Source organism: Methylotuvimicrobium sp. KM2 (assembly GCF_038051925.1).
GTDB lineage: Bacteria > Pseudomonadota > Gammaproteobacteria > Methylococcales > Methylomonadaceae > Methylotuvimicrobium.
Map to the genome: position 1 here is coordinate 524,255 of NZ_CP150634.1, position 21,472 is coordinate 545,726.

Annotated in this window: 20 protein-coding genes; 18 read left to right on the top strand and 2 right to left on the bottom strand. The window is 53.9% G+C overall.

The window, feature by feature from the left end:
• Nucleotides 1–303 precede the first annotated feature (303 nt).
• Nucleotides 304–795 carry a hypothetical protein gene (locus WJM45_RS02330; RefSeq protein WP_341327394.1) on the top strand — a complete coding sequence of 164 codons (492 nt, stop codon included), beginning with the start codon at nt 304–306 and terminating at the stop codon, nt 793–795.
• Between the two features lie 545 nt (nt 796–1,340).
• Here the strand turns inward: WJM45_RS02330 and WJM45_RS02335 are convergent.
• A complete protein-coding gene (locus WJM45_RS02335; RefSeq protein WP_341327395.1) occupies nt 1,341–2,504 on the bottom strand; it encodes a PilT/PilU family type 4a pilus ATPase in 1,164 nt (387 codons plus the stop codon).
• A gap of 185 nt (nt 2,505–2,689) precedes the next feature.
• Between WJM45_RS02335 and WJM45_RS02340 the strand changes: the two genes are divergently transcribed.
• The 10 genes from WJM45_RS02340 (at nt 2,690) to WJM45_RS02385 (ending at nt 12,627) form a co-directional block, all read left to right on the top strand.
• The gene (locus WJM45_RS02340; protein WP_341327396.1) at nt 2,690–3,733 is read left to right on the top strand and encodes a tRNA (5-methylaminomethyl-2-thiouridylate)-methyltransferase; all 1,044 of its coding nucleotides are present in this window, start codon (nt 2,690–2,692) and stop codon (nt 3,731–3,733) included.
• Nucleotides 3,730–3,957, top strand: a complete 228-nt coding sequence (locus WJM45_RS02345) for a sulfurtransferase TusA family protein (RefSeq protein ID WP_341327397.1) — start codon at nt 3,730–3,732, stop codon at nt 3,955–3,957. Before WJM45_RS02340 ends, WJM45_RS02345 begins: the two co-directional genes overlap by 4 nt.
• Nucleotides 3,957–5,099 (top strand): cation diffusion facilitator family transporter, encoded by a 1,143-nt coding sequence (locus tag WJM45_RS02350; protein ID WP_341327398.1) that lies wholly within the window; start codon nt 3,957–3,959, stop codon nt 5,097–5,099. The genes WJM45_RS02345 and WJM45_RS02350 overlap by 1 nt, the downstream gene beginning before the upstream one ends.
• Before the next feature lie 10 nt (nt 5,100–5,109).
• Complete coding sequence (gene argJ / locus WJM45_RS02355) at nt 5,110–6,324, top strand: bifunctional glutamate N-acetyltransferase/amino-acid acetyltransferase ArgJ (protein ID WP_341327399.1); 1,215 nt, start codon at nt 5,110–5,112, stop codon at nt 6,322–6,324.
• Between the two features lie 357 nt (nt 6,325–6,681).
• Nucleotides 6,682–7,620, top strand: coding sequence for a Nudix family hydrolase (locus WJM45_RS02360; protein WP_341327400.1), 939 nt, complete (start codon nt 6,682–6,684; stop codon nt 7,618–7,620).
• A gap of 353 nt (nt 7,621–7,973) precedes the next feature.
• Nucleotides 7,974–9,161: a thioredoxin gene (locus WJM45_RS02365; RefSeq protein ID WP_341327401.1), complete on the top strand. Its 1,188-nt coding sequence runs from the start codon at nt 7,974–7,976 to the stop codon at nt 9,159–9,161.
• 569 nt (nt 9,162–9,730) lie between these two features.
• On the top strand, nt 9,731–10,153 hold the full coding sequence (locus tag WJM45_RS02370; RefSeq protein ID WP_341327402.1) for a hypothetical protein: 423 nt from the start codon (nt 9,731–9,733) through the stop codon (nt 10,151–10,153).
• 299 nt (nt 10,154–10,452) lie between these two features.
• Entirely contained in the window at nt 10,453–10,734 is a 282-nt protein-coding gene (locus WJM45_RS02375; RefSeq protein WP_341327403.1) for a type II toxin-antitoxin system ParD family antitoxin, read from the top strand.
• Nucleotides 10,734–11,060, top strand: coding sequence for a type II toxin-antitoxin system RelE/ParE family toxin (locus WJM45_RS02380; protein ID WP_341327404.1), 327 nt, complete (start codon nt 10,734–10,736; stop codon nt 11,058–11,060). The genes WJM45_RS02375 and WJM45_RS02380 overlap by 1 nt, the downstream gene beginning before the upstream one ends.
• A 559-nt stretch (nt 11,061–11,619) precedes the next feature.
• Nucleotides 11,620–12,627 (top strand): hypothetical protein, encoded by a 1,008-nt coding sequence (locus tag WJM45_RS02385; RefSeq protein ID WP_341327405.1) that lies wholly within the window; start codon nt 11,620–11,622, stop codon nt 12,625–12,627.
• Here the strand turns inward: WJM45_RS02385 and WJM45_RS02390 are convergent.
• Nucleotides 12,624–12,911 (bottom strand): hypothetical protein, encoded by a 288-nt coding sequence (locus tag WJM45_RS02390; protein WP_341327406.1) that lies wholly within the window; start codon nt 12,909–12,911, stop codon nt 12,624–12,626. The genes WJM45_RS02385 and WJM45_RS02390 overlap by 4 nt on opposite strands.
• A gap of 988 nt (nt 12,912–13,899) precedes the next feature.
• Between WJM45_RS02390 and WJM45_RS02395 the strand changes: the two genes are divergently transcribed.
• From WJM45_RS02395 to WJM45_RS02425, 7 genes are all read left to right on the top strand, one after another.
• On the top strand, nt 13,900–14,295 hold the full coding sequence (locus WJM45_RS02395) for a hypothetical protein (protein WP_341327407.1): 396 nt from the start codon (nt 13,900–13,902) through the stop codon (nt 14,293–14,295).
• A 197-nt stretch (nt 14,296–14,492) separates the two neighbouring features.
• Nucleotides 14,493–15,071: a DUF2939 domain-containing protein gene (locus tag WJM45_RS02400; protein WP_341327408.1), complete on the top strand. Its 579-nt coding sequence runs from the start codon at nt 14,493–14,495 to the stop codon at nt 15,069–15,071.
• 273 nt (nt 15,072–15,344) lie between these two features.
• Nucleotides 15,345–16,742, top strand: a complete 1,398-nt coding sequence (locus tag WJM45_RS02405; RefSeq protein ID WP_341327409.1) for a hypothetical protein — start codon at nt 15,345–15,347, stop codon at nt 16,740–16,742.
• Nucleotides 16,739–17,392 carry a hypothetical protein gene (locus WJM45_RS02410; RefSeq protein ID WP_341327410.1) on the top strand — a complete coding sequence of 218 codons (654 nt, stop codon included), beginning with the start codon at nt 16,739–16,741 and terminating at the stop codon, nt 17,390–17,392. The genes WJM45_RS02405 and WJM45_RS02410 overlap by 4 nt, the downstream gene beginning before the upstream one ends.
• Before the next feature lie 221 nt (nt 17,393–17,613).
• Nucleotides 17,614–19,422, top strand: a complete 1,809-nt coding sequence (locus WJM45_RS02415) for an ATPase, T2SS/T4P/T4SS family (RefSeq protein ID WP_341327411.1) — start codon at nt 17,614–17,616, stop codon at nt 19,420–19,422.
• A gap of 204 nt (nt 19,423–19,626) precedes the next feature.
• Nucleotides 19,627–20,844 (top strand): type II secretion system F family protein, encoded by a 1,218-nt coding sequence (locus WJM45_RS02420; RefSeq protein WP_341327412.1) that lies wholly within the window; start codon nt 19,627–19,629, stop codon nt 20,842–20,844.
• Nucleotides 20,841–21,296 carry a hypothetical protein gene (locus tag WJM45_RS02425; protein ID WP_341327413.1) on the top strand — a complete coding sequence of 152 codons (456 nt, stop codon included), beginning with the start codon at nt 20,841–20,843 and terminating at the stop codon, nt 21,294–21,296. Before WJM45_RS02420 ends, WJM45_RS02425 begins: the two co-directional genes overlap by 4 nt.
• The last annotated feature ends 176 nt before the right edge of the window (nt 21,297–21,472 follow it).

The window sequence follows — 21,472 nt, forward strand, 5'->3', positions numbered from 1 at the left end:
ATCGGCAGTGCCTTAGGAGGCGCCGGGGTGCTCGGCAAAGGCTTTTGCCAGCGCCTATGCCGGCAAAGTATTTACTCCCTTCTTACTGAAGAATCGTTCAACTTTGTTGGGTATGGGGTATGCCTATCGAGGAGCGCCGTGAACCCGTCCATGGGGGCTTGACGGCGGCTCCCTGCCGCCGACATCCTCGCTAGGCATACCCCACACCTTCTCGTTCTTATACGCTTTTTCGGTCAAAAGGGAGTAGCAAAATATGCACAAAATAACTTCTATCATTTGTAGTTGTTCTTTATGAACCGGAGCATGCAAGAAAAAATCGAGCTCGAACATGAGGCGGCCAAGCTGTTCATGCGGCTTTACGAACAAAAAACGGGCATTCCGATGCGGCATATTTGGCATAACGAGCCGAAAAAACCGGATGTATCTTGTTACCTAGGCGATCGGCGCTTGGATTTGGAAATTGCGCATTTGTACGGTAGTGAAGAAGAAGCCCAACTGATTTTGGGGCGCAAAGTCAATATCCGGACGCTAGAGGCGCTGCATCGCTTGATTACCGTTCCGGTCGGCGATCGTTTGTTGAATGCGTTGAATGCGATTTTGGTCAGCAAGGCCGAAAAGTCCTATCACAGCGACCGGGTTTGGCTGGTTTTGCGTAACGCCAATCCGCTTTGGAGCCGTGAAGAACTGGAAGATAATTTGCACCGGGTAACGCTACCCGAGTCTCATTCGTTCGAGCAGATTTGGGTCGTCGGAGACATGGAAGGAAAGTCCGGTATTTTGCGGTTGTTTCCTTGAGCTATCCTGGTTCTCACGCTCCTTTCGTCGCGACGCATAAACTGTAGGGTACGCTGCGCGTACTTTCATGCCGTTAAGCACCGAATCCCGCCCTGGATCACACCATTGAGGCTTGAATTAACATTTGTGGGATGCCATGGTACGCGCAGCGTACCCTACTGGCTGATACCCTCGGGGGCCCGGATGCCCTGTGGGAGCGATCCCCTGATCGTCCCTCACCTAGCGTTAGGTGAGGGAAGGTCGAAAGTGTTAAGTAATAATAAATGGTATCGAGGCCGCAAAAACTAAAATATGCTGTTACCCAAGCTCCAGCTTGGGTAACTTGTTTTTTTTCTGGTTCCCACGGTCCTCCGTGGGAACCCATACCTTGTCAGCCGAGGCAAGATCGGTATGCATTCCCACGCTGGAGCGGTGGGAACGAGGAAAACGGTAGTTTTTGACTTAAGTATAACGATGAGAGCTGGAGCTTGGGAAAGAGCGAGGCCTTGGTCATGATCGAAACGTCCGGGACGGGTTGAATAACTCGGCCCGCGCGGAAAAAAGGTTTAGCTTTGTCCTTCTTCCTCCTGATCCTTTTCAATCGCCTCAAGCGAGAATCTTGAAGTCAGTCCGCCAGGCGATTTAGCGACCGCTTCGGTCGCCGAACCCTTGCCTTCGCTGAGGTTGATTTTTAATTTCAGATTGTTCGGCGAATCGGAATTTTGCAAAGCTTCTTCGAGCGAAATTTTGCCTTCCTTGAAAAGTTTGAGCAAATGGCTATCGAAGGTTTGCATGCCGATGTTTTCGGATTTTTCCATCGCTTCCTTGATCGCATGAATTTCGCCTTTATGAATCAAGTCTTTGACCAATTGTGTTCCCAGCAAAATTTCGATCGCCGCGACCCGTTTGCCGTCCACGGTAGGAACCAGTCTTTGCGAAACAAAGGCTTTCAAATTCAGCGATAGATCCAGCAATAATTGGTTACGCCGCTCTTCCGGGAAAAAATTGATGATGCGGTCCAAAGCCTGATTGGCGTTGTTGGCATGCAGCGTCGATAAACAAAGATGTCCGGTTTCGGCGAAGGCGAGCGCGTGTTCCATCGTTTCTTGAGAGCGGATTTCGCCGATCAGAATCACGTCGGGAGCTTGGCGAAGCGTGTTTTTCAGCGCGTCTTCGTAGCTGAGCGTATCGACGCCGACTTCGCGTTGATTGACCAGGCAGCGTTTGTGCGGATGTATGTATTCGATCGGGTCTTCTATCGTGATGATGTGCCCCGACGAGTTACTGTTGCGGTGATCGATCAGTGCGGCCAGGGAGGTCGACTTGCCGGAGCCGGTACCCCCGACGAACAGAATCAAACCGCGCTTTTCCATGATGACTTTTTTCAACACTTCAGGCAGGCCCAATTGATCGGCATTCGGAATATCGACCTTGATGTTGCGGATGACCAAGGCCAAGTTGTTGCGCTGTTTGAAAATATTGACGCGGAAGCGGCCGATGCCGGGTTCGGTGATCGCCAGATTCATTTCCGGGACGTGTTCGAAGTCTTTTTGCTGATCGGCATCCATTAAACTGTAGGCGATAGCCTTGATGCGTTCGCCGGTCAGTTTTTCGCTTTCGAGCGGTTTCAGCGCGCCTTGAAATTTGGCCGCGGCCGGCGCGCCGACCGTCAGGTAAAGATCGGAGCCGTCTTTGCTGACTAGAATTTTTAGATAATCTTTAAAATCCATAATGAATCCATTAGTTTACATGTAGGATGGGTAGAGCGGGGCGAAACCCATCGGGGAGCCGCGGTACCAAAAATTTGATGGCTAGTCATTCTAGGTGATAATCACCGAAGTTGAACCCAGTTTAGTCAAGAAATGCGTATAATGACGCAATTTTTAAACAAGCAATTTAAAACGATAACAGCGTTATGTCCGAACAAAGAAAAGCGGCGGCATTGATTTCCGGAGGATTGGATTCGATGTTGGCCGCTAAAGCGATCATCGAACAAGGGGTGCATGTCGAAGGCATCAATTTTTTCACCGGCTTCTGCGTGGAAGGACACACGCATGCGATTCGCGAACGCGACCGCGCCAAACCCAAGCGCAATAATTCGCTGTGGGTGGCCGAACAACTCGGTATCAAATTGCATATCGTCGATGTCATCGAAGAATACAAGGATGTGCTGATCAATCCGAAGCACGGTTACGGCAGCAATATGAACCCGTGTCTGGATTGCAAGATTTTCATGGTCAACAAGGCCAAGCAATGGATACAAGAGAACGGTTTCGATTTCATTATCACCGGCGAGGTCATCGGTCAACGGCCGATGTCGCAGCGCAAACAAACGATGCCGATCATCGCGCGCGAATCCGGCGCCGACGATTTGCTGCTTAGGCCCTTATGCGCCAGAAATCTTCCGGAGACTCTGCCGGAGCGCGAAGGCTGGGTCGACCGCGCCAAATTGTTCGGCTTTAGCGGACGATCCAGAAAACCGCAAATGGAATTAGCGCAGCAGTTCGGCTTCGTCGATTATGCGCAGCCGGCCGGCGGCTGTTGTTTTTTGACCGACGAGAGTTATTCGGCGAAATTAGTCGATTTATGGCAAAACCGGGGTACGAAAGACTACGAACTCGACGATGTGATGTTGCTGAAAGTCGGGCGGCATATCCGTCCCAAGTCCAATTTCAAAGTCATCGTCGCGCGCGAGGAAGGCGAGAGCCGTTTTCTGGAAGGCTATAAAAAAGAATTTACCAGCTTGATCAGCAGCAGTCATAGCGGACCGTTGGCTTTGATCGACGGCGAACCGACCGATGAGGACTTAGCCTTGGCCGGACGCATCATTGCACGTTACGGACAAGGGCGCGATGCCGAGCAGGTCGATATTTTGGTTAGAAGTCAAAAAGGTCTGGAACAAACGATTCAGGTGGCCCCGTTCGCGCCGGAGCAAATTGCCGAGGAGTGGTTCGTATGAGCCGGGAAACCCTGAATGCGCGGCGTCTGCTTTGCCCGTTACCGGTGATACGAACGCAAGACAGGGTCAAACGCATGGCGGCGGGAGCACAATTGGAAGTCATTTGCACCGATCCCGGCGTAATGCAGGACATCCCCGCCTGGTGCCGCATCAATGGACACGCGGTCCTTGAAACCAAAACTGAGGACGGCGAATATATTATTGTTCTCGAAGTAGGCGAATAATGATCGAAGCGCACCAGTCAGTCGAATCCGATCGTCTAAAAGCGAAGGTCAGTGTCGTTGCCGCATGGACCAACCTGGCCTTGTCGGTCCTGAAAATCGGCTTCGGAATTCTGGGTCAATCGGCGGCCTTGATCGCGGACGGTGTACACTCCTTATCCGATCTAGCCAGCGATTTACTGGTCATTGCCGCGATCAAACTGGGTGCGCGCGAGGCCGACTTCGATCACCCCTACGGGCATCGGCGTTACGAAACGATCGCGACGGTTGCGCTGGGCGTCGGGTTAATTATCGTGGCCGGCGGCATCGCCTATGATGCGCTGGAAAGAGTTCGCCAGCCCGAGCGCTTATTGATTCCGGAATTCGAGGCGATGGCGATAGCCGCCTTATCGGTATTGACTAACGAATGGCTCTATCAATACACCAAGCGCATTGCCAAGCAAACCCGGTCCAAATTATTACTGGCCAATGCCTGGCATCATCGTAGCGATGCGATATCTTCGATCGTCGTGATCATCGGCGTGGCCGGCGTTTGGGTCGGTTATGAATATGCCGATGCGGTTGCTGCCGCGATCGTCGCATTGATGGTCGCTAAAATCGGTTTAAGTCTGGTGATTCAAAGCGTCAAGGAGTTGGTCGATACCTCATTGCCCGAGTCCTTGATCCGCGAGATACGCAGAGTGATCAAAACGACTCCCGGCGTGCGCGGCATTCATCTGCTCAGAACCCGGCAAATGGGCGAAGATGCCTATATCGACGCGCATATCGTCGTCGATGCCAGAATCAGCGTTTCCGAAGGACATATGATCGGCGATGCGGTCCGGCAAAATCTGAAAGCCGAATTCGACGACGTGGTCGACGTATTGGTCCATGTCGATCCGGAAGACGACGAATTCATCGACGAGCCGGTCGATGTGTTGCGGGCGGATGTGCAGGGTTACTTGCGTAACTATCTGGCCGAATTATTCGAAGATATCGAAGATTTCAAGATTCATTATCTGGAAGGGACGATCGAAATCGAAGTGATTTTGCCGCATCTGATGGGGAGTCAGCCGGAACGGATGGAAAAAGTTAAGCAACAATGCGCGCTGATGGAAGGTGCGTTTCCCAACATTAGCAAAATAAGCGTTTTATTGAAAATTTAAAGGAGTCTATATGGCGGTGGGGCAGGTGACGTTTCCGGTAATGCACCGGGTAGCCGGGATCGAATTGGGCACGACGTGCGCGGGCATCAAGCAAACGCAACGCGACGATCTGTTGCTCGTACAAATGCGCGAAGGATCGACTTGCGCGGCGGTGTTTACACAGAATGCGTTTTGCGCGGCTCCGGTAGTTGTCGCGAAGGAACATTTACAACAGGCCCCGCGTTGGCTGCTGATTAATTCCGGTAACGCCAATGCCGGTACCGGCAAGCGTGGGTTTGACGACGCCATGTTAACCTGCGCGGACGTGGCAGGACTTGCCGGCGCGGATGCCCGGCAAGTCCTGCCGTTTTCGACCGGCGTGATCGGCGAACCGTTGGCCGTCGATAAAATCAAGGCGGTTTTACCGAAAGCCTTTGCCAATCTGGCCGAGGATCATTGGGAGCAGGCCGCGCGCGCGATCATGACCACCGACACTTTTCCGAAAGGAGCGTCGATTGTCCTCGAAATCGACGGCGAGACGATCACGTTGACCGGCATATCCAAAGGCGCGGGCATGATTCAGCCGAACATGGCGACGATGCTGTCTTTCATCGCGACCGACGCCAAAATCGAGCGTGAATTGTTGCAAGCGTGTTTGGCGCGCGCCGCCGAATTATCGTTCAACCGCATTACCGTCGACGGCGATACCTCGACCAACGACGCCTGCGTCTTAATGGCCAGCGGCTGTTCGAAAGTGCCCGAATTGACCGAAGGCAGCCCGGCCTACCAAGCCTTTGCCGATGCCGTGTTGAAGATTTGCAAGCAACTTAGCGAAGCGATCGTTCGGGACGGCGAAGGCGCGACCAAGTTGATGCGGATCGTCATAGATCAAGCCTTGGATGATGATGAAGCGGTGCGCGTCGCCAAGACCATAGCCCATTCGCCTTTGGTCAAGACCGCGTTTTTTGCCAGCGATCCGAATTGGGGTCGTATTCTGGCGGCGGTCGGCAGGGCCGGCGTCGACAACATGGACCTGGAGCGAGTCGATATACATCTGGGTGACGTGTGCATCGTGCGCGGCGGCGGCCGCGCCGAAGACTATACCGAAGCGGCCGGCCAGCGCGTTATGAACGAACCGGAAATCACCGTAACCGTAACGCTCGGGCGCGGCAGCGCCTCGCAAGAAGTCTTGACCTGCGATTTTTCCTACGACTATGTGCGGATCAATGCGGAGTATAGGACTTAGGAGGGAAGAGGAAAGAGGAAAGGGGAAAGGGGAAAGGGGAAAGGGGAAAGGGGAAAGAGGTAAGAGGTAAGAGGTAAGAGGTAAGAGGTAAGAGGTAAGCACGGTGCTCTGTGGGAGCGATCCCCAGATCGTCCCTCACCTAACGCTAGGTGAGGGAAAGCCGGGAGCGTTGGGCGACAAAAAATGGTATCGAGGCCTCATTTTCCTCGTTCCCACCGCTCCAGCGTGGGAATGCATACCGATCTTGCCTCGGCTGACAAGGTATGGGTTCCCACGGAGGACCGTGGGAACCAGAAAAACAATACGGAGCCATTCGAATAGTCCCCATAGCGTGGAAACCATTTGAAACAACAACTTATGAAATCGGTTTTAGAAGTCGCCGTCGGCGCGGTTGTCGACCGGAACGGCAAAGTACTGATCGCCAAGCGCCCCGACGATAAACATCAAGGCGGCCTATGGGAATTTCCGGGCGGTAAAATCGAGCCGGGCGAAACGCAGCGACAAGCATTGGACCGCGAGCTCCATGAAGAACTGGCCATCGACGTTAAAACCGCAACGCCGCTGATCACGATTCATCACGACTACCCGGACCTCAGCGTTAAGCTCAAAGTTTGGCGGGTCGACCGGTTCGAAGGCGCTCCGCATGGCCGAGAAGGACAAGCGGTCGAGTGGGTCGCACCGACCTATCTTCAAAACTATTCGTTTCCGGCGGCGAATCGTCCGATCGTCACCGCGCTCCGCCTGCCGCCGTTTTATGCCATCCTGGACGACAGCGCCCCCTCGGCGTTATTCTCTAACTTACAAACCATTCTCGCCAACGGCATCACACTGATTCAATTGCGCTTGAAAAAAGTAACGGCCGGCGAAGCGGCGGAATTTATTGCGCGCATCCTTCCTTTATGCCGCCGTCATGGCGCATCGGTTCTGCTCAACTCGGCCGTATCCGGAATCGAGGCGAGTGCCGTCGACGGCATGCATTTAACCGGCAGAGACTTAATGGCGTTACGCGAACGGCCGGACAGCCAAGGCTGGCTGGCCGCCTCTTGCCATAATGAAGCGGAACTGCGCCATGCCGAAACCGTCGGCGTCGATTTTGCCGTCTTGGCGCCGGTATTGCCGACCGCCACGCATCCGGGAGCCCGAATACTCGGTTGGCAAGGCTTTACAGCGCTCGCCGAAACCGCGAATATTCCGGTTTACGGCTTGGGAGGCTTGGCTACGGGCGATCTGGCGCGAATCCGTGAAGCCGGCGGCCAAGGCGTGGCCGGTATCCGAGCGTTTATCGAAACAGAATAAATGCGATCCCACGGTCCAGCAAGCCGTAGGATGGGTAGCAGCGAAGCGGAAACCCATCATCCTGAATTCGGCAGTTTAACCATGAAGCACATGAAGTTCATGAAGGATTCCAAGAACTTACCAAATCCTTCTCGCTAACCTTTTTGGTGAGCGAAAGTTCTATACAAACGCGTAATAAGCTATTGAATTAACTTCCTATTCTTCATGATCTTCATGGTGAAATGCTTTTTCTAGGATCATGACATTCAAAGGCAAAACCAATGCGATTCGACCCCCCACGATTTTTCCTAATAATTTTCTTGCTGACGCTCCTAAGCCAAACGGTTACGGCAAAGACCGACCCTGAGCTCGTCATGGACGTGTTTTGGGGAAAAAACTGTCCTCATTGCCTGGATCAAAAACCCTTTCTGAGCGAATTGGAAGAACGTTACCCGCAATTGCAAATTCGGCAGCATGAAGTATGGCGCAACCGCTTCAACCGGGAGCTCTTTCAATTGACCGCGCGCGAACATGGCGTAGACGCCGACAGCGTGCCCGCCGTATTTGTCGGCGGGAAAGCCTTTTTCGGCGATGCGCCGTTTATCCGAAAACAAATCGAAGATGCGGTTAGGTCCTTCCTAAACCGAAAGCAGCAGCCGGACGACAGGCCAGCGGAAACCTTGACGCCGGAGTCTCAAATCGACCGAGGATCGCCGGCGAACGCCGCAACCACGATCGACGTTCCCTGGCTCGGCACCATAGATCTGGTCCGGCAACCGCTGATATTCAGCACCCTCTTGATTGCCTTTGTCGACGGCTTTAACCCATGCTCGCTATGGGTATTGACGCTACTGTTAGGCATGGTGATACATTCAGGCTCCAGAAAACGAATATTGCTGGTCGGCCTGGTGTTCTTGTTCACGACGGCAACCCTCTACGGCGCCTTTGTCGCCGGCGTCTTTAAAGTGCTGAGCTATGTCGCCTATCTAATCTGGGTACAATGGCTGGTGGCCTTGTTCGCGCTGCTATTCGGTTTGGTCAATGTCAAAGATTATTTTTGGTTTAAAAAAGGCATTTCGTTCACGATATCGGACAAGCATAAACCGGGTATCTATCAATCGATAAGAGGCTTGTTGAATCCGGAAAGAAAAGGACTTGCGCTCGCGGGCGCTACCTTCGTCATGGCATCGGGCATCGCATTGGTCGAATTGCCTTGTACGGCAGGTTTTCCGGTGATATGGAGTCAATTGGTCAGATCGCAGCAAGTCGGCACGATAGAATTTTTAGGCTTATTGCTGATTTATCTATTGATCTATCTTTCGATCGAAATCGCCATTTTTTTGGCGGCCTTGATAACGCTGAAAAGACAGAATTTCGAAGAAAAGCACGGTCAAACGCTCAAACTTATCGGCGGCATGATCATGATCGCGCTGGGGATCGTCATGATCGTCGCCCCGGATATGATGAACGATCTCACCGGAACCTTAATCGTATTCTCGGCCGCCGTGTTCGCGGCGGCAGTGATCATGCTCGTCCATAAAATGCGAACCGATACGGAATAAGCCGTATAGCGCGGTAGGATGGGTAGCGGCGCAGCGGAAACCCATCATGGGGACCCGCAAATGTTAGGGAAAGGTTGTCATCGTTCCCGTTCTCACTCTCTAGCTAGACGCAGCCCGCACCGCTCCCCGGCTGTGCTCCCACGCTAGAGCGCTCATAGCTACACATAAGTCAAAAATTACCCTTTTGCAACCGTAACCAATGAGACCTCGATACCATTTATTATTACTTAACACTTTCGACCTTCCCTCACCTAACGCTAGGTGAGGGACGATCAGGGGATCGCTCCCACAGAGCGTCCGCCGCTCTCTGTGGGAGCGACGCCTTCGTCGCGACTATCGAAGCCAGTAACGCTCAAACACCAATAGCCTTTCCGGACAACACAACAATTTAGCGCTCGGTCGCTACTTTTTGCACAATTAGATATATTTACTTATGTATACCCATCGCACTTCAAATTTCGGTATTGACGCATGGAGGCGCCGAAATTTGACCAGCAAAGGTTACATAAAGACGAACGCTAGAGCGTGGGAGCCATTGCAAAAGATGCGTCTAAAACAAGATTGTCGTAATGAATACAATGAAGCCATCACTTAAATGCAAACTCATTGCCGCATCGCTGATGGGGTTCATTGCCTTGACTGCCATCACGCCGTTGTGCGGCTTTCTATTTCAATGCGGCTGTGACTGGCCGTGGCTGGGTTTGGATGCCGGGTGTAATTATCACGATTTGCATGCCAAGCATAAATGCCCGTGGTGCGCTTCGCTGGCGACGGGCGTTTTGTCGATGGTCACGGCAACGTTGCTGTCGGTGTTGACCGTAATGATCGCGCCTGTTCCGGGCTTCTTGCGGTTTGTTAATGAATGGGTTTTAAGGATTTCCTTCGGATCGGCAATTTTTGCGGGGACCGCTTTGGTAATGGCCGCAATCGCCGCAGTCCGGCAAGACTACCCTTTAGGCGTGGGAAGATTATTGATAAACGCTACGATCTAATCCTTATCGCGCCCACGCTTCAGCGTGGGAGCCATTTGAAACTTTGATGAAGAATAACAGAAAATGTAACTATTCAGCATAAGTTATGTATGGGAAGGTGTCAGGCATTGATTTATAAGGCTGTCTGCAACAGGACGTTGCAGTCAGAGCTTACAGGGATGTATTCACGCGTCCTTAGAAATCAATGCCTGGCACCAACCTACCGCATGCATTGAATAATTACCAGAAAATAATCGAGCCGATTGTCATTGATCTATTAAATTGGCAGAATATGCCAACACTAATCATCGGAGCTTACTATGCCTACGCGCAATGTTGTTCTTACCGATCCACAAATGCAATTTGTGGAGCAATTGGTCCAATCGGGCCGTTATCAGAATGCCAGCGAAGTGCTGCGAGAAGGATTGCGCTTGATGCAGCAGCGAGAACAAGAGCAAACTGTCCGCTTGCAAGCGTTGCGTGAGGCTGTCGCTGTGGGTATCGACGATATCCAGGCGGGCCAGTATACGACGCTGGAATCGGCCGAGGCCATTCGCATGCATATGGCTGGGTTGGTCAAAAACGCTACGTCACCGCGCTGATGACCTGCTGGACGGTCCGTCTTGCTCGGCAAGCCGAACAAGACATTGCGGATATTTTAACCTGGACAGCCGAGCGATTCGGCCCGCAACAGGCCGAGGTCTATAGGGAAACCCTGACTCAAGCATTGGCAGCCCTCATCGATGGACCCGGTGTTATGGGCGCCAAATGCCGTGATGACATTCAGCAAGGGGTTTTTGTTCTTCCCGTTGCGAGGCACGGGCGGCGCGGCCGCCACATCCTTGACTTTCGGCAAAGCGAAGCAGGCTTTGTCGATGTTCTTCGCGTGCTTCACGACAGCATGGACATGGCTCGTCACATCGAATGATAAATCGCTAAGCCTGTAGGATGGGTAGCAGCGCAGCGGAAACCCATCATGGTCGCCCGCAAACGGCAAAAAAACATTACGCGCCCTGATTGATAAACCCCGTTTGGCCGCGAAAATCAACAGGTCATTTCACACAGTTTAGGCCGTAGGATGGGTAGCAGCGCAGCGGAAACCCATCATGAGCACCCGCAAACGGCAGGAAAACATCACGCGTCCGGATTGATAAGCCCCGTTTGGCCGCGAAAATCAATAGGTCATTTCACACAGTTTAGGTGTGGGATATCACGCAGTTTCAGACTTCATTTTTTCCGTCCGAAAAAAACAACGAAAAAACAATTGGATATAATTTGGCACGCCGTTTGCTTTATAGAAAGGGACTGACAAGTTGAGTTCCGATGAGGGAGACATGCAGCCTACGACGGGCGAATAGATGGAATTTCGGAACATGGGGGAAGGGCTTCCCCCCCGCTGCCGTTACGCTCTGCTACAGCCAAGGGCAGCGACTTCGTTAGCGTAACTTAAAACACTAACTAACGAAAAAATGGGGAGAAACCCAACAATGAAAGATTATAAAGTAAAACACATTGCAAGACAGGCCGGTTTGACCTTGATCGAATTGACCGTCGTGCTGTTGATCCTGATCGGCCTGGCCGGTTTGATGCTGCCTTATGTCGGCGGCTTCGTCGATAAAACCCATGACAGCGCCAACTCGGACAGCTTGGTGGAAGTGAGCAAGGCGATTCAGCGTTATGACGTGCAGTTCATGGGGCAGCCGAGTAATTATGATGCATTGGTGGATAGTACCGGTGCCCTATATAACCATATGATGGGGACTGCTTATCTTACAACGGTTCAGGTTCAACCCCAGGCTTTATATAGTGTAGGTATTAGGAGCTTATTGCCTATGAACCAAGACGCTGTTGATAAAACTTTTGATGCTGTTGATACTACTGTTGCTCCCATTTCAATAGCTAACACTATGATGCCAGCAGTTACTTTGGCGGCTCTTAATGTCGATGCAGGCTGCACAGGCATGGGCTGTATAACAAGTGATGCTGATCTAGCTAAAATCTTGGGTCGCCCAGCGGGAACGATTAATACAACAACGAATGATTATTTAGCATTCGGTGTTGGTCAAGGTTCCGGTATGGTCGGTAAAACCATCTCCGAAGCGCCTGTTCATTTTGCTAAAACCGGCGCGATGAGCGCGGCCAACAAATACAACCGTATTTTGGCGATTTATCAAGTGCCAAAGGCCAATACTTGTATCGCTGCCAATGGACAAGGTTTTGATACATACTGGGATCCTGATACAGCAAATGCCGGAGCAGGTGCTACCAGTGTAAATATTGCCAACGAGGGTGATTGTACAACTGCGGCTTCTGTTGCTGATGCTGAGTTCTATGATAGCGTTGGTGGAGCCGGTACCGGTGTGACTATAGGCGCAACAACATGGTCTGGTAACATGCAAGGCAAAGCCAAATTCCTGACCACCGTCATGCCGATGATGAAACTGGAAGGCTTGGGCGGCGCATTGTCTAACCACTATCAAAACGTGGATGGCTAATCTTTAACCTTGTAGGATGGGTAGTAGCGAAGCGGAAACCCATCATGGGATAACGCAAGCGATGGATTTCGGCTAACGCCGCTACCCGCTACCCGCCACGGACGGCTTTTTCTTAAACCGCCGGAGCGCACGACAGTCATGTCGCCCGCGCTCCGGATTCGATACTCCCCGATAGCAATGCGTTTTTTTCGCGAGAGCGCATCGCTATCGGTCGGAAACAAAATCCATGCGATGCCGAGCGGTAACGATGGGTTTCGGCTATCGCCTCTACCCATCCTACGCAAGAGCCGCCATCCGAAAAGGACTGCGCTGTAGGATGGATAGCAGCGAAGCGGAAACCCATCATGAACACCCCGCAAACGGCAGGAAAACATTGCGGGCGGGTTTATAAAACCCGCCCGGCGGGCTCCGCGGTGTGGGGACGCTGGAGCGTCCCCGGCAGTGCTCCCACGCTGGAGCGTGGGAGCCATTTGAAGTTTCGCCAAGACTTTAGTTGTTGTTTGGTGTTGATGTTGAGGTTGCATCTCTCTTGGGGTGGCAACACCCCTTTTTTTGAATTTATCGTTCCCACGCTCCGGTCATCGTTCCCACGCTCCAGCGTGGGAATGCAGCCCACACCGCTCCGCGGTGCGAGGACGCCGGAGCGTCCTCGGCTGGGCTCCCACGCCGGAGCGTGGGAGCCATTCGAAACCCCTTTGCCGGCGGGGTAAAAAACGATGGGTTTCGGCTATCGCCTCTACCCATCCTAAGCAAGCCCCCCGTTGTAGGATGGGTAGCAGCGAAGCGGAAACCCATCATGGGCGCCCGCAAACGGCAGGAAAACATTGCGGGCGGGTTTATAAAACCCGCCCGGCGGGCTCCGCGGTGTGGGGACGCTGGAGCGTCCCCGGCAGTGCTCCCACGCTCCGGTCATCGTTCCCACGCTCCAGCGTGGGAATGCAGCCCACACCGCTCCGCGGTGCGAGGACGCCGGAGCGTCCTCGGCTGGGCTCCCACGCCGGAGCGTGGGAGCCATTCGAAACCCCTTTGCCGGCGGGGTAAAAAACGATGGGTTTCGGCTTCCGCCTCTACCCATCCTACGCAAGCCCCCCGTTGTAGGATGGGTAGCAGCGTAGCGGAAACCCATCATGGGCGCCCGCAAACGGCAGGGAAACGTTTCATCGTTCTCACGCTTCGGCGTGGGAACGAGATGTGGGAAAAGTTATCCTCATTCCTTCGCGCAGGCTTCGGAATGGGGTTTTTATTTACATATACACTGAGATTTGAAATTTTATGAAAAAGAGCACTTTACTTTTTACCGCACTGCCTTTGTTGCTTGCCGCGAACGTGGCCAACGCCATGCAGCCGCATGCGCCTATCGTCATCAACCCGTTCGGAAACCAAGGCAACGGCGGCTGCAATATCGCCTCGGAAGCGGGCGATAGCGTATATCACGGCCCTGCCAGCGTTAAAGTCACCATCAACAAAAACTTCGCGATCGCTTCTTGTACCGTCACTCCGGATACCGACGGCGACGTGCAACCGGCTTTCGTCGAACGCGACGACGTGCCTTGCCGGATTAAATACGATCATCCAGGGCCTTTCTTTTACAACGGCTTCGGCGGCTTCACCGCCACGCCTAGCGGCAATGTCATTGCCCGTTGCAAGGCCGAATTAACCTCGGAGTAGCGTAGTAGCGTAGGTCGGGTTAGCGCAAGCGTAACCCGACATTTTGTCCATCGACATGTCTGGTTACGGCTCCGCCTAACCCGACCTACCCGGCTACGCAAGCCCCCCGTTGTAGGATGGGTAGGCGCGTAGCGGAAACCCATCATGGAGACCCCCAAACGTCAGGGAAACGTAACTTATAGAGAGAATAGATTTACATGGCGCTACCTTTTCGTTTTTTATCGTTGCTGTTACTCGCGGCATGTACGGCTTTCGCATTGGGCCCTTGGTGGACGATGCGTTCGATTGCCCAGGCCGCGGACGAGCGGGACGAGGCGCAATGGCATGCGCTGGTGAGAGCCGATCATTTGCAAACCTATGCCGGTAAGTTGCTCGAAGCCATGCTGGATTTGCGCATGTACGCCGATATGAAAAACGACACGCGCGAAGCATTGCGCGACAATTCGGACGGCAAGCGGCTGGTCGAAAGCACCGCGCGGCTGTTGGCCGGGCCGCAAGGTTTCAGGCATTTGCTGTGCGGCGAGTTGACCGACGACCCGAACGGCGAAGCGCAGGGCCAAGCCGGCTGTTGGGCGTTGGACGGTTCGGTTCGGTGGGAGTCGCCGATCAAGGCGCGGGTCAGCTTTACCAATCCCGGAACGCTTTGGCAATCCGAGTTGGTTTTGCTGCGCATCGGTTTGTTTCAATGGCAAGCGATCGCGGTCGATTTGCCGGCCGATGCCATTTTGGATCGCTTTTCCCGTTCGGTCGGTTTGGAGCCGAAACCTATGGTTTAGGATCGAGTATGAAACAACGTCGACAACTTTGGAAGGGGGTTCGGTGGCTCGATTGACAGGTGTCGGCGGCAGGGAGCCGCCGTCAAGCCTACATGGACGTATTCACGGCGTCCTGTCAAGCGAGTCACCGAACCGCCGCAAAGCCTACTACTTGTAGAAGTTATTTTGTGCATATTCCTTAGTGAGAAGTCGGGCTCGGCTTCCGCGTTGAAGCCCTATGAGAAGCCCGGTATTTTCGCCTGTTTTTCGGTAGTCGGATAATTATTACTCTAAATGAAACTGCCTCAATTTTTTTCACGTCCATCCCATACGCTGCTGTATATCACCGAAGTCAAAACGTTCCGTATCGATACCGACCGCAAGGGCGAGATCGTAGGCGTTTTGAGCGTGTTCGACATTGACTGCGACAAGGCCGGAAAGCTGCCGGCCGCGCTTGAACAGATTATTTCCCAATCGTCTCCGCTGGGCCGCAAGGTCTGGGTGTTCTATGTTCGTTTGAATACGCACGCGTTGAGTTTGCCTTCGGCGCAGGTTGAAGGCATCGAGGGCGACATGCTGGAGCAGGCCTTGCAATTCGAATACGAGGCGATGACCGGCAGGTCGATCGGCAAAAACCGTCTGGCGTATTGCTTTCTCGGCAGCGATGAAGACATGAGTCATTATTGGTTGAATTTGATCGCCGAGGAAACTTTGGCCGACACCGCGGCCGTTTTGAAAAAAGCCGGTTGCGCGTTGGCCGGTTTGTCTCATCCGGGCGGCTTGCCGGTGCTGCTGTCCGAAGACGGCAAGTCGAGTTGGTGGCGTATCGAGTGTTGGTCGACGACGGTTTTCGCGCTGGCGAAAACGCCGGACCGGGGGATGACCTTGCAAATCATGATCAAGGAGCAACATCCGCAGTGGCATGAAGAGCTCGATCAATGGCTGCTGGAAACCGGCGCGGTCGATAAGACCGAAGTGTTGTTGAACAATCAGATCGAGTTCATTCCCGAGTCCGATGCGAAATTTCATTTTACCGATGAGGCCGCTTTGACGCAGTGGCTGGCGCTTTGGGCGAAGCATCTGATCAAGCAGGATGCGGCCGGCGTGCCGCTGTTGAATCCTAAGGTGCCGATCAATCGGGAGTTGTTTTATATGGTCGGCAGCGGCGTTTCGGCGGCGTTGCTGTGCGTGGGTCACAGCGCCTGGCTGTTGTATCAAACGCAGGATTACGAATACAAGACCGAAGCGTTGACGCAGGCGGAACAAGATCTGAAAGTTTATCGCGAGTCGGTTTATAAAAATCAGCAGGAAATCGGCAAGCTCGAAAAGAAGATAAAGACCTTGCAGGGCAATGTCGATTTGGTTCCGAAGGCGTTGAGCGCGTTTAAGGCGCGTCCGGCCGCGCTATTGAAGCATTTGGCCGTGGCCAGTCCCGATGATGTGTTGATCGAGAGCGTTGAGGTTGTCAATGGCGGTTTGCGGGTGTCGGGCGTCGCGCTCGAGGCCGATTTACCGAACCGGCTGAGCAATCGCTTGGAGCCGGTTTTGTCGACGCTCGGTTGGCGTGTCAATGCGCCGTCCAAGAAGGATATGGCCTTGCTTGAAGGGGGCGGTCCCTGGGAGTTTTCCGTGATGATCGACGATAACGGGTTGAGCGGTTTTATCGAGAATGCGGAGCAGACGCCGATATGACGCCCGAGCAAAAGCGCGAGCGTTTGCTGAAACGGATTTTGCCGGGTATGGCGATTACTGTGATTTATTTTGTGTTCGTTAGCGGTCTGTTATCCGAAAAGATGCAAAAGGCCGAAGAGACTTATCTGGGGCTGTATCGGCAAGGGATTTCGCCGGCGGCGCTGCCGGGCGTGATGAATCAGGTCGATCAAACGCGGCAGCAAATCGATACGCTGCAACGGCAACAGTCCGATCTGGGCAAGAGAATGTTGGAGATTGCCGGTTTTTTGAGCGGCGAGTCGTCGATCAACGAGGCGACGGCGCTGCTTTCCGAGATCATGATGCGGCATAACATTTGGGTGATCGAGGAAAAGCGCGAAAGTTTTCCGGCGGAGCAATTGAGCGTGTCGTTGCGGGAGGTGTTGCAATGGGTCGAGCCGGAGGGCGGTTCGGATAGTTCCGGAGCCGGTAAAGGTCAGGGCAAATCGGCGCGGACGATTCAGGTCGGCCGGTTGTCGTTGCGCGGCGCTTATTTGGATATGTACCGGGCGATGGCTGAGTTGGCCGCGAGCGGTTTTAAGGGGGTGCCGGTGCAATTGACGATGCAGACGCCGGAAGACGGCGCGCTCAGGCAGGGCGAGTTGGAGTGGGAGTTGATTTTGTGGATGTAGTTATCGTTCCCACGCTCCGGCGTGGGAACGCAGCCCGGGACGCTCCAGCGTTCCGGTAGTGCAGTAGGATGGGTAGGAGCGCAGCGGAAACCCATCAAGGTGAGCGGCAAGCGGTAGGGGAAAGGTTGCGGTCGGGTTTATAAAACCCGACCGGCGGGAAGGAGCGTGTGAAGCATAGTTTTAGCAGAAGACGGCACAATAAATTCTAATAAGTTGAAGATATGACGCAATTACCGGGGTTTTCGTTGAAGAATTGGCAAAATCAGGCGCAACAAAGCCATGAGGAATTACGTGCTCAGGCGCGGCAGCCGGTTCAGGATGGCGAGGCGATTTTATTTACCGACGATGTTCTGTCGCTGACTACGGCTGTCGAGGATATCTCTTCGGGCGGGGCCGGTTTGGTGGTGCACGACGAGGTTTGCGCAATCCGGGAAAACGTGACCTTGACCTTGACGATACAGTCGGGGCATCAGCGCATGACGCGTCAGGCGGTCGTGCGGTGGGTCAAGGTGTCGGGTCCGGAAACGCGTTTAGGTATCCAATATATCGATCATGTTTGTTTGTCGCCGGATTCGCATCGGTTGGACATTGAAAGCGTGCGCATCGATCCGTCTTGCGCGCTGCGGATTCCTGCGTCGATCGCGGTGCGCCGGAAGTTGCTGCCGTTTTTGGCGATGGACGGGGTCGTGCATGTCGCGACGGGGAGCCTGATCAATGCCGGCTTGACCAATGCGGTGGAGCGGCTGGTCAAGTCGCCGGTTCGTTTGTGGGATGTCGACAAGCCCGCATTGGATAAGGTCATTCATGAGGTTTACGGTAATGCGTTGACGGTCAAGGCGTTGCCTGCGGCGGGCGCGCCAAGCAACGATGCGGTCGACTTGGGCGATAAGTTGCTGTATGCGGCCTATATTCGCCAAGCTTCGGATATTCATATCGATCCGGGTTTCAACGGGGCGCGCATCCGGTTTCGCGTCGATGGCCAATTGGAAAATTACGATGTGATCAAACACGGTGTCTATACCGAGTTGGCCAGCCGTCTGAAAGTCATGGCGAATTTGGATATCGCCGAAAAACGTTTGCCGCAAGACGGACGATTTTCGCATCAATTCGTCAGCGGCGGGCGGCGCGTCGACATTCGCGTCGCGACGCTGCCGACCAAATACGGCGAGCGTATCACGATGCGGCTGTTGGCCTTGCAAACCGGCGCGTTGACGTTGGACCGGCTGGGTTTTATCGGCGAGCATCAGCGCATTATCGAAAGTTTTCTGCGCCGGACTCAAGGCATGATGATTTTGACCGGGCCGACCGGTAGCGGCAAAACGACGACGCTGTACGCGGCGATTCGGATGCTGCTCGAAAGCCGCGATTTAAACGTTATTACGATAGAAGACCCGATCGAATACGAAATCGAGGGCGTCGCGCAGTGCGAGGTCGATCCGACGTCGAACAAGGTCGATTTCGCGAAGGCCTTGCGCAGTATTTTGCGGCATGATCCCGACGTCGTGATGCTCGGCGAGATTCGCGATCAGGAGACCGCAAATATCGCGATCAAGGCCGCGTTGACCGGGCATATGGTGCTGGGAACCTTGCATACCAATTCGGCGGCGGCGACCGTGACGCGCTTGATCGATATGGGCGTGGAGCCTTATTTGGTCGCGGCGGCGTTGCGTTTGGCGGTGGCCCAGCGTTTGTTGCGGCGTTTGTGCAAGCATTGCCGTATTCCGCGTCCGTTGACGGAACAAGAGGCATTGATTTTAGGGCGCGCGACTTTGACCGGCGCACGAATTTACGATCCGACCGGTTGCGTGTATTGCGGCAATCGGGGTTATGCCGGGCGTATCGGATTGTATGAATTGTTGGAGCTGCGTGCGGATTGGGCGCGCGATGTCGCGCAAGGTCGCGGCGAGGCGCAATTGGTCGAAAACATGCGCGAAGCCGGCATGCACGGTTTGATTGACGATGCGATCGACAAGATGATAACCGGGGAGACGTCGTTTCATGAGGTGTTGCAAGTGGTTTCTTCATGGTAGTGCGCGGCGACATTCCAGCAATTCCCAGTTTGAGCAGTTTCGCCGATTTTAGGGTGTGGGGTATGCCTGTCGAGGAACGCCGTAAACCCATCCATGGGGGCTTGGCGGCAGCTCCCTGCTGCCGACATCCTCGCCAAGCATACCCCACACCCTTTTTGATCCCCAAATTGGGAACTGCTGGCGACATTCATCGGTGATTGCATAATGGCGTTATTTACTTATACCGCCCGCGACCGTGGCGGGCAGCAAGTCGCCGACAGTATCGAGTCGCCGAACCGGGAGCGCGCGATTGCGGCTTTGCGCAAGCAAGGTTTGTTGGTGCTGGGTATCGACGAGCAGAAACCCAAAGGCGAAGGCGGGCAATTTAGTCTGAATCCGCTGGATTATCGGTCGATGCATAACGGCGATATCGAGCATAATTTTCATCAAATCGCGGTGATGTTGCGTAGCGGTATCAGTTTATTGGAAGCACTGGAGTTGACGCTGGTGCATGCGAGGTACGGCACCCGCAAGACTTGGCGCAAGCTGCGCGACCGGATACAAGAAGGCAGTTCGTTTACCGAGGCGTTGACGGAACATTCGATTTTTAGCCAGTTTACGATTCAGTTAGTGCGCGTCGGCGAGCAAACCGGTCATTTGGGGACGGTGCTGGATCAGGCGGCGCATGAGGTAAAAGCGAGCCGCAAGTTGAAAAAGCAGATTATTTCGGCATTGAAATACCCGCTTTTTACGTTGTTGTTTGCGATCGGTTTGGTCGTATTTATGTTGACCAGTCTCGTGCCGGAGATCAAAAAATTGCTGCAGATAACCGGCAAGCCGATGCCGCCGATTACGCAGGCGCTGATCGATGTGTCCGATTGGTTTTTGGCGAACGGTGTGTTTATCGCCATCGGTTTGGTATTGGCGGCGGCCTGTTTTATCGTGTTTTATAGTTGGCCGACGAGCCGTTGGTGGATAGACCGTTACGCGTTGCGGGTGCCGGTGTTCGGCTATGTTTTTCGTTTGTCCGGCACGGTGATGTTTTCGCGGGCGATGGGCTTATTGCTGCGTAGCGGCGTGGTGATCGTCGAAGCTTTGGAAACGATGGAAAAGCTGCATGTCAATCAATATATGGCTAGCTGCGTTGGTCATGCGCGAGACAGTATTTTGCACGGCGTCGCGCTGGGCGATGCGCTATCGCCGCGATCGGGTTATATGCCGTTGATGTTGCAAATGGTGCGTGTCGGCGAAAGCTCGGGCACATTGGATCAGCTCTTGCAAGAAATGGCCGATTATCACGATGAGCTGTTGCAAAGGGCCATCGCGACTTTGACCGGGATGATCGCTCCGGCGATGACGGTGATTGTCGGCGGCGTCGTGGGCTTTGTCTATGCGGCTTTTTTAGTGGCGATGTTTTCGGCCGCCGGGGGCAGTCCGTCATGAGGTTTTATTTATGGGGGGCTGTATTGTTGTCGATGTCTGGCGTGGCTGTTGCTGTCGATGATGTGGCCGTACCAATGGAGGATATGTCGCGTAAGGCATTGACGCGGGGCAATATTGCCGAAGCGACCGAGGTGCTGCGCGACCCGACGCAAATGAGCGGTAATTTTCGTCAAGCGGTGAAAAACATGGCGCCGGCTCAAGCCCCCTCATCAAGCGCCGGAGCCGCCCGGCAAAATTTTCCGACGATAGAATTGGTCGCCAAGGCGATGCGCACCGAAAAGGCGGGCAAGGTTGTGTTGCGTGTCGGCAATAGCTTGCTGCATATGCGGCTGGATAATAGCGTATCGATCATGCACAACGGCGCGTTGTTGACCTTGCGCGTCGATGAAATAACGGCCGAGCATGTTCACGTTCATCTGGTTGAATTCAATCAGTCGTTGATTTTGCAGTGATGCTTGGTGTTTAAAAGTATGCGAAGTAACGCTCATGAAGATATGGCCATCGCCCCGGCAAATGAAAGTGTGCGGCGTGGGGAAGGGTGCGGTCACTCGCCCGACAGGACGCCGTGAATACGTCCCTGTAGGCTCGACGGCGGCTTTCCCTGCCGCCGACGCCTGCCGGTCGAGCA

What these genes read in the sequence shown, in the direction of transcription:
- WJM45_RS02330 (WP_341327394.1), top strand. Translation starts at nt 304, where the DNA reads ATGCAAGAAAAAATCGAGCTCGAACATGAGGCGGCCAAGCTGTTCATG.
- WJM45_RS02335 (WP_341327395.1), bottom strand. Translation starts at nt 2,504, where the DNA reads ATGGATTTTAAAGATTATCTAAAAATTCTAGTCAGCAAAGACGGCTCC.
- WJM45_RS02340 (WP_341327396.1), top strand. Translation starts at nt 2,690, where the DNA reads ATGTCCGAACAAAGAAAAGCGGCGGCATTGATTTCCGGAGGATTGGAT.
- WJM45_RS02345 (WP_341327397.1), top strand. Translation starts at nt 3,730, where the DNA reads ATGAGCCGGGAAACCCTGAATGCGCGGCGTCTGCTTTGCCCGTTACCG.
- WJM45_RS02350 (WP_341327398.1), top strand. Translation starts at nt 3,957, where the DNA reads ATGATCGAAGCGCACCAGTCAGTCGAATCCGATCGTCTAAAAGCGAAG.
- argJ (WP_341327399.1), top strand. Translation starts at nt 5,110, where the DNA reads ATGGCGGTGGGGCAGGTGACGTTTCCGGTAATGCACCGGGTAGCCGGG.
- WJM45_RS02360 (WP_341327400.1), top strand. Translation starts at nt 6,682, where the DNA reads ATGAAATCGGTTTTAGAAGTCGCCGTCGGCGCGGTTGTCGACCGGAAC.
- WJM45_RS02365 (WP_341327401.1), top strand. Translation starts at nt 7,974, where the DNA reads ATGGACGTGTTTTGGGGAAAAAACTGTCCTCATTGCCTGGATCAAAAA.
- WJM45_RS02370 (WP_341327402.1), top strand. Translation starts at nt 9,731, where the DNA reads ATGAATACAATGAAGCCATCACTTAAATGCAAACTCATTGCCGCATCG.
- WJM45_RS02375 (WP_341327403.1), top strand. Translation starts at nt 10,453, where the DNA reads ATGCCTACGCGCAATGTTGTTCTTACCGATCCACAAATGCAATTTGTG.
- WJM45_RS02380 (WP_341327404.1), top strand. Translation starts at nt 10,734, where the DNA reads ATGACCTGCTGGACGGTCCGTCTTGCTCGGCAAGCCGAACAAGACATT.
- WJM45_RS02385 (WP_341327405.1), top strand. Translation starts at nt 11,620, where the DNA reads ATGAAAGATTATAAAGTAAAACACATTGCAAGACAGGCCGGTTTGACC.
- WJM45_RS02395 (WP_341327407.1), top strand. Translation starts at nt 13,900, where the DNA reads ATGAAAAAGAGCACTTTACTTTTTACCGCACTGCCTTTGTTGCTTGCC.
- WJM45_RS02400 (WP_341327408.1), top strand. Translation starts at nt 14,493, where the DNA reads ATGGCGCTACCTTTTCGTTTTTTATCGTTGCTGTTACTCGCGGCATGT.
- WJM45_RS02405 (WP_341327409.1), top strand. Translation starts at nt 15,345, where the DNA reads ATGAAACTGCCTCAATTTTTTTCACGTCCATCCCATACGCTGCTGTAT.
- WJM45_RS02410 (WP_341327410.1), top strand. Translation starts at nt 16,739, where the DNA reads ATGACGCCCGAGCAAAAGCGCGAGCGTTTGCTGAAACGGATTTTGCCG.
- WJM45_RS02415 (WP_341327411.1), top strand. Translation starts at nt 17,614, where the DNA reads ATGACGCAATTACCGGGGTTTTCGTTGAAGAATTGGCAAAATCAGGCG.
- WJM45_RS02420 (WP_341327412.1), top strand. Translation starts at nt 19,627, where the DNA reads ATGGCGTTATTTACTTATACCGCCCGCGACCGTGGCGGGCAGCAAGTC.
- WJM45_RS02425 (WP_341327413.1), top strand. Translation starts at nt 20,841, where the DNA reads ATGAGGTTTTATTTATGGGGGGCTGTATTGTTGTCGATGTCTGGCGTG.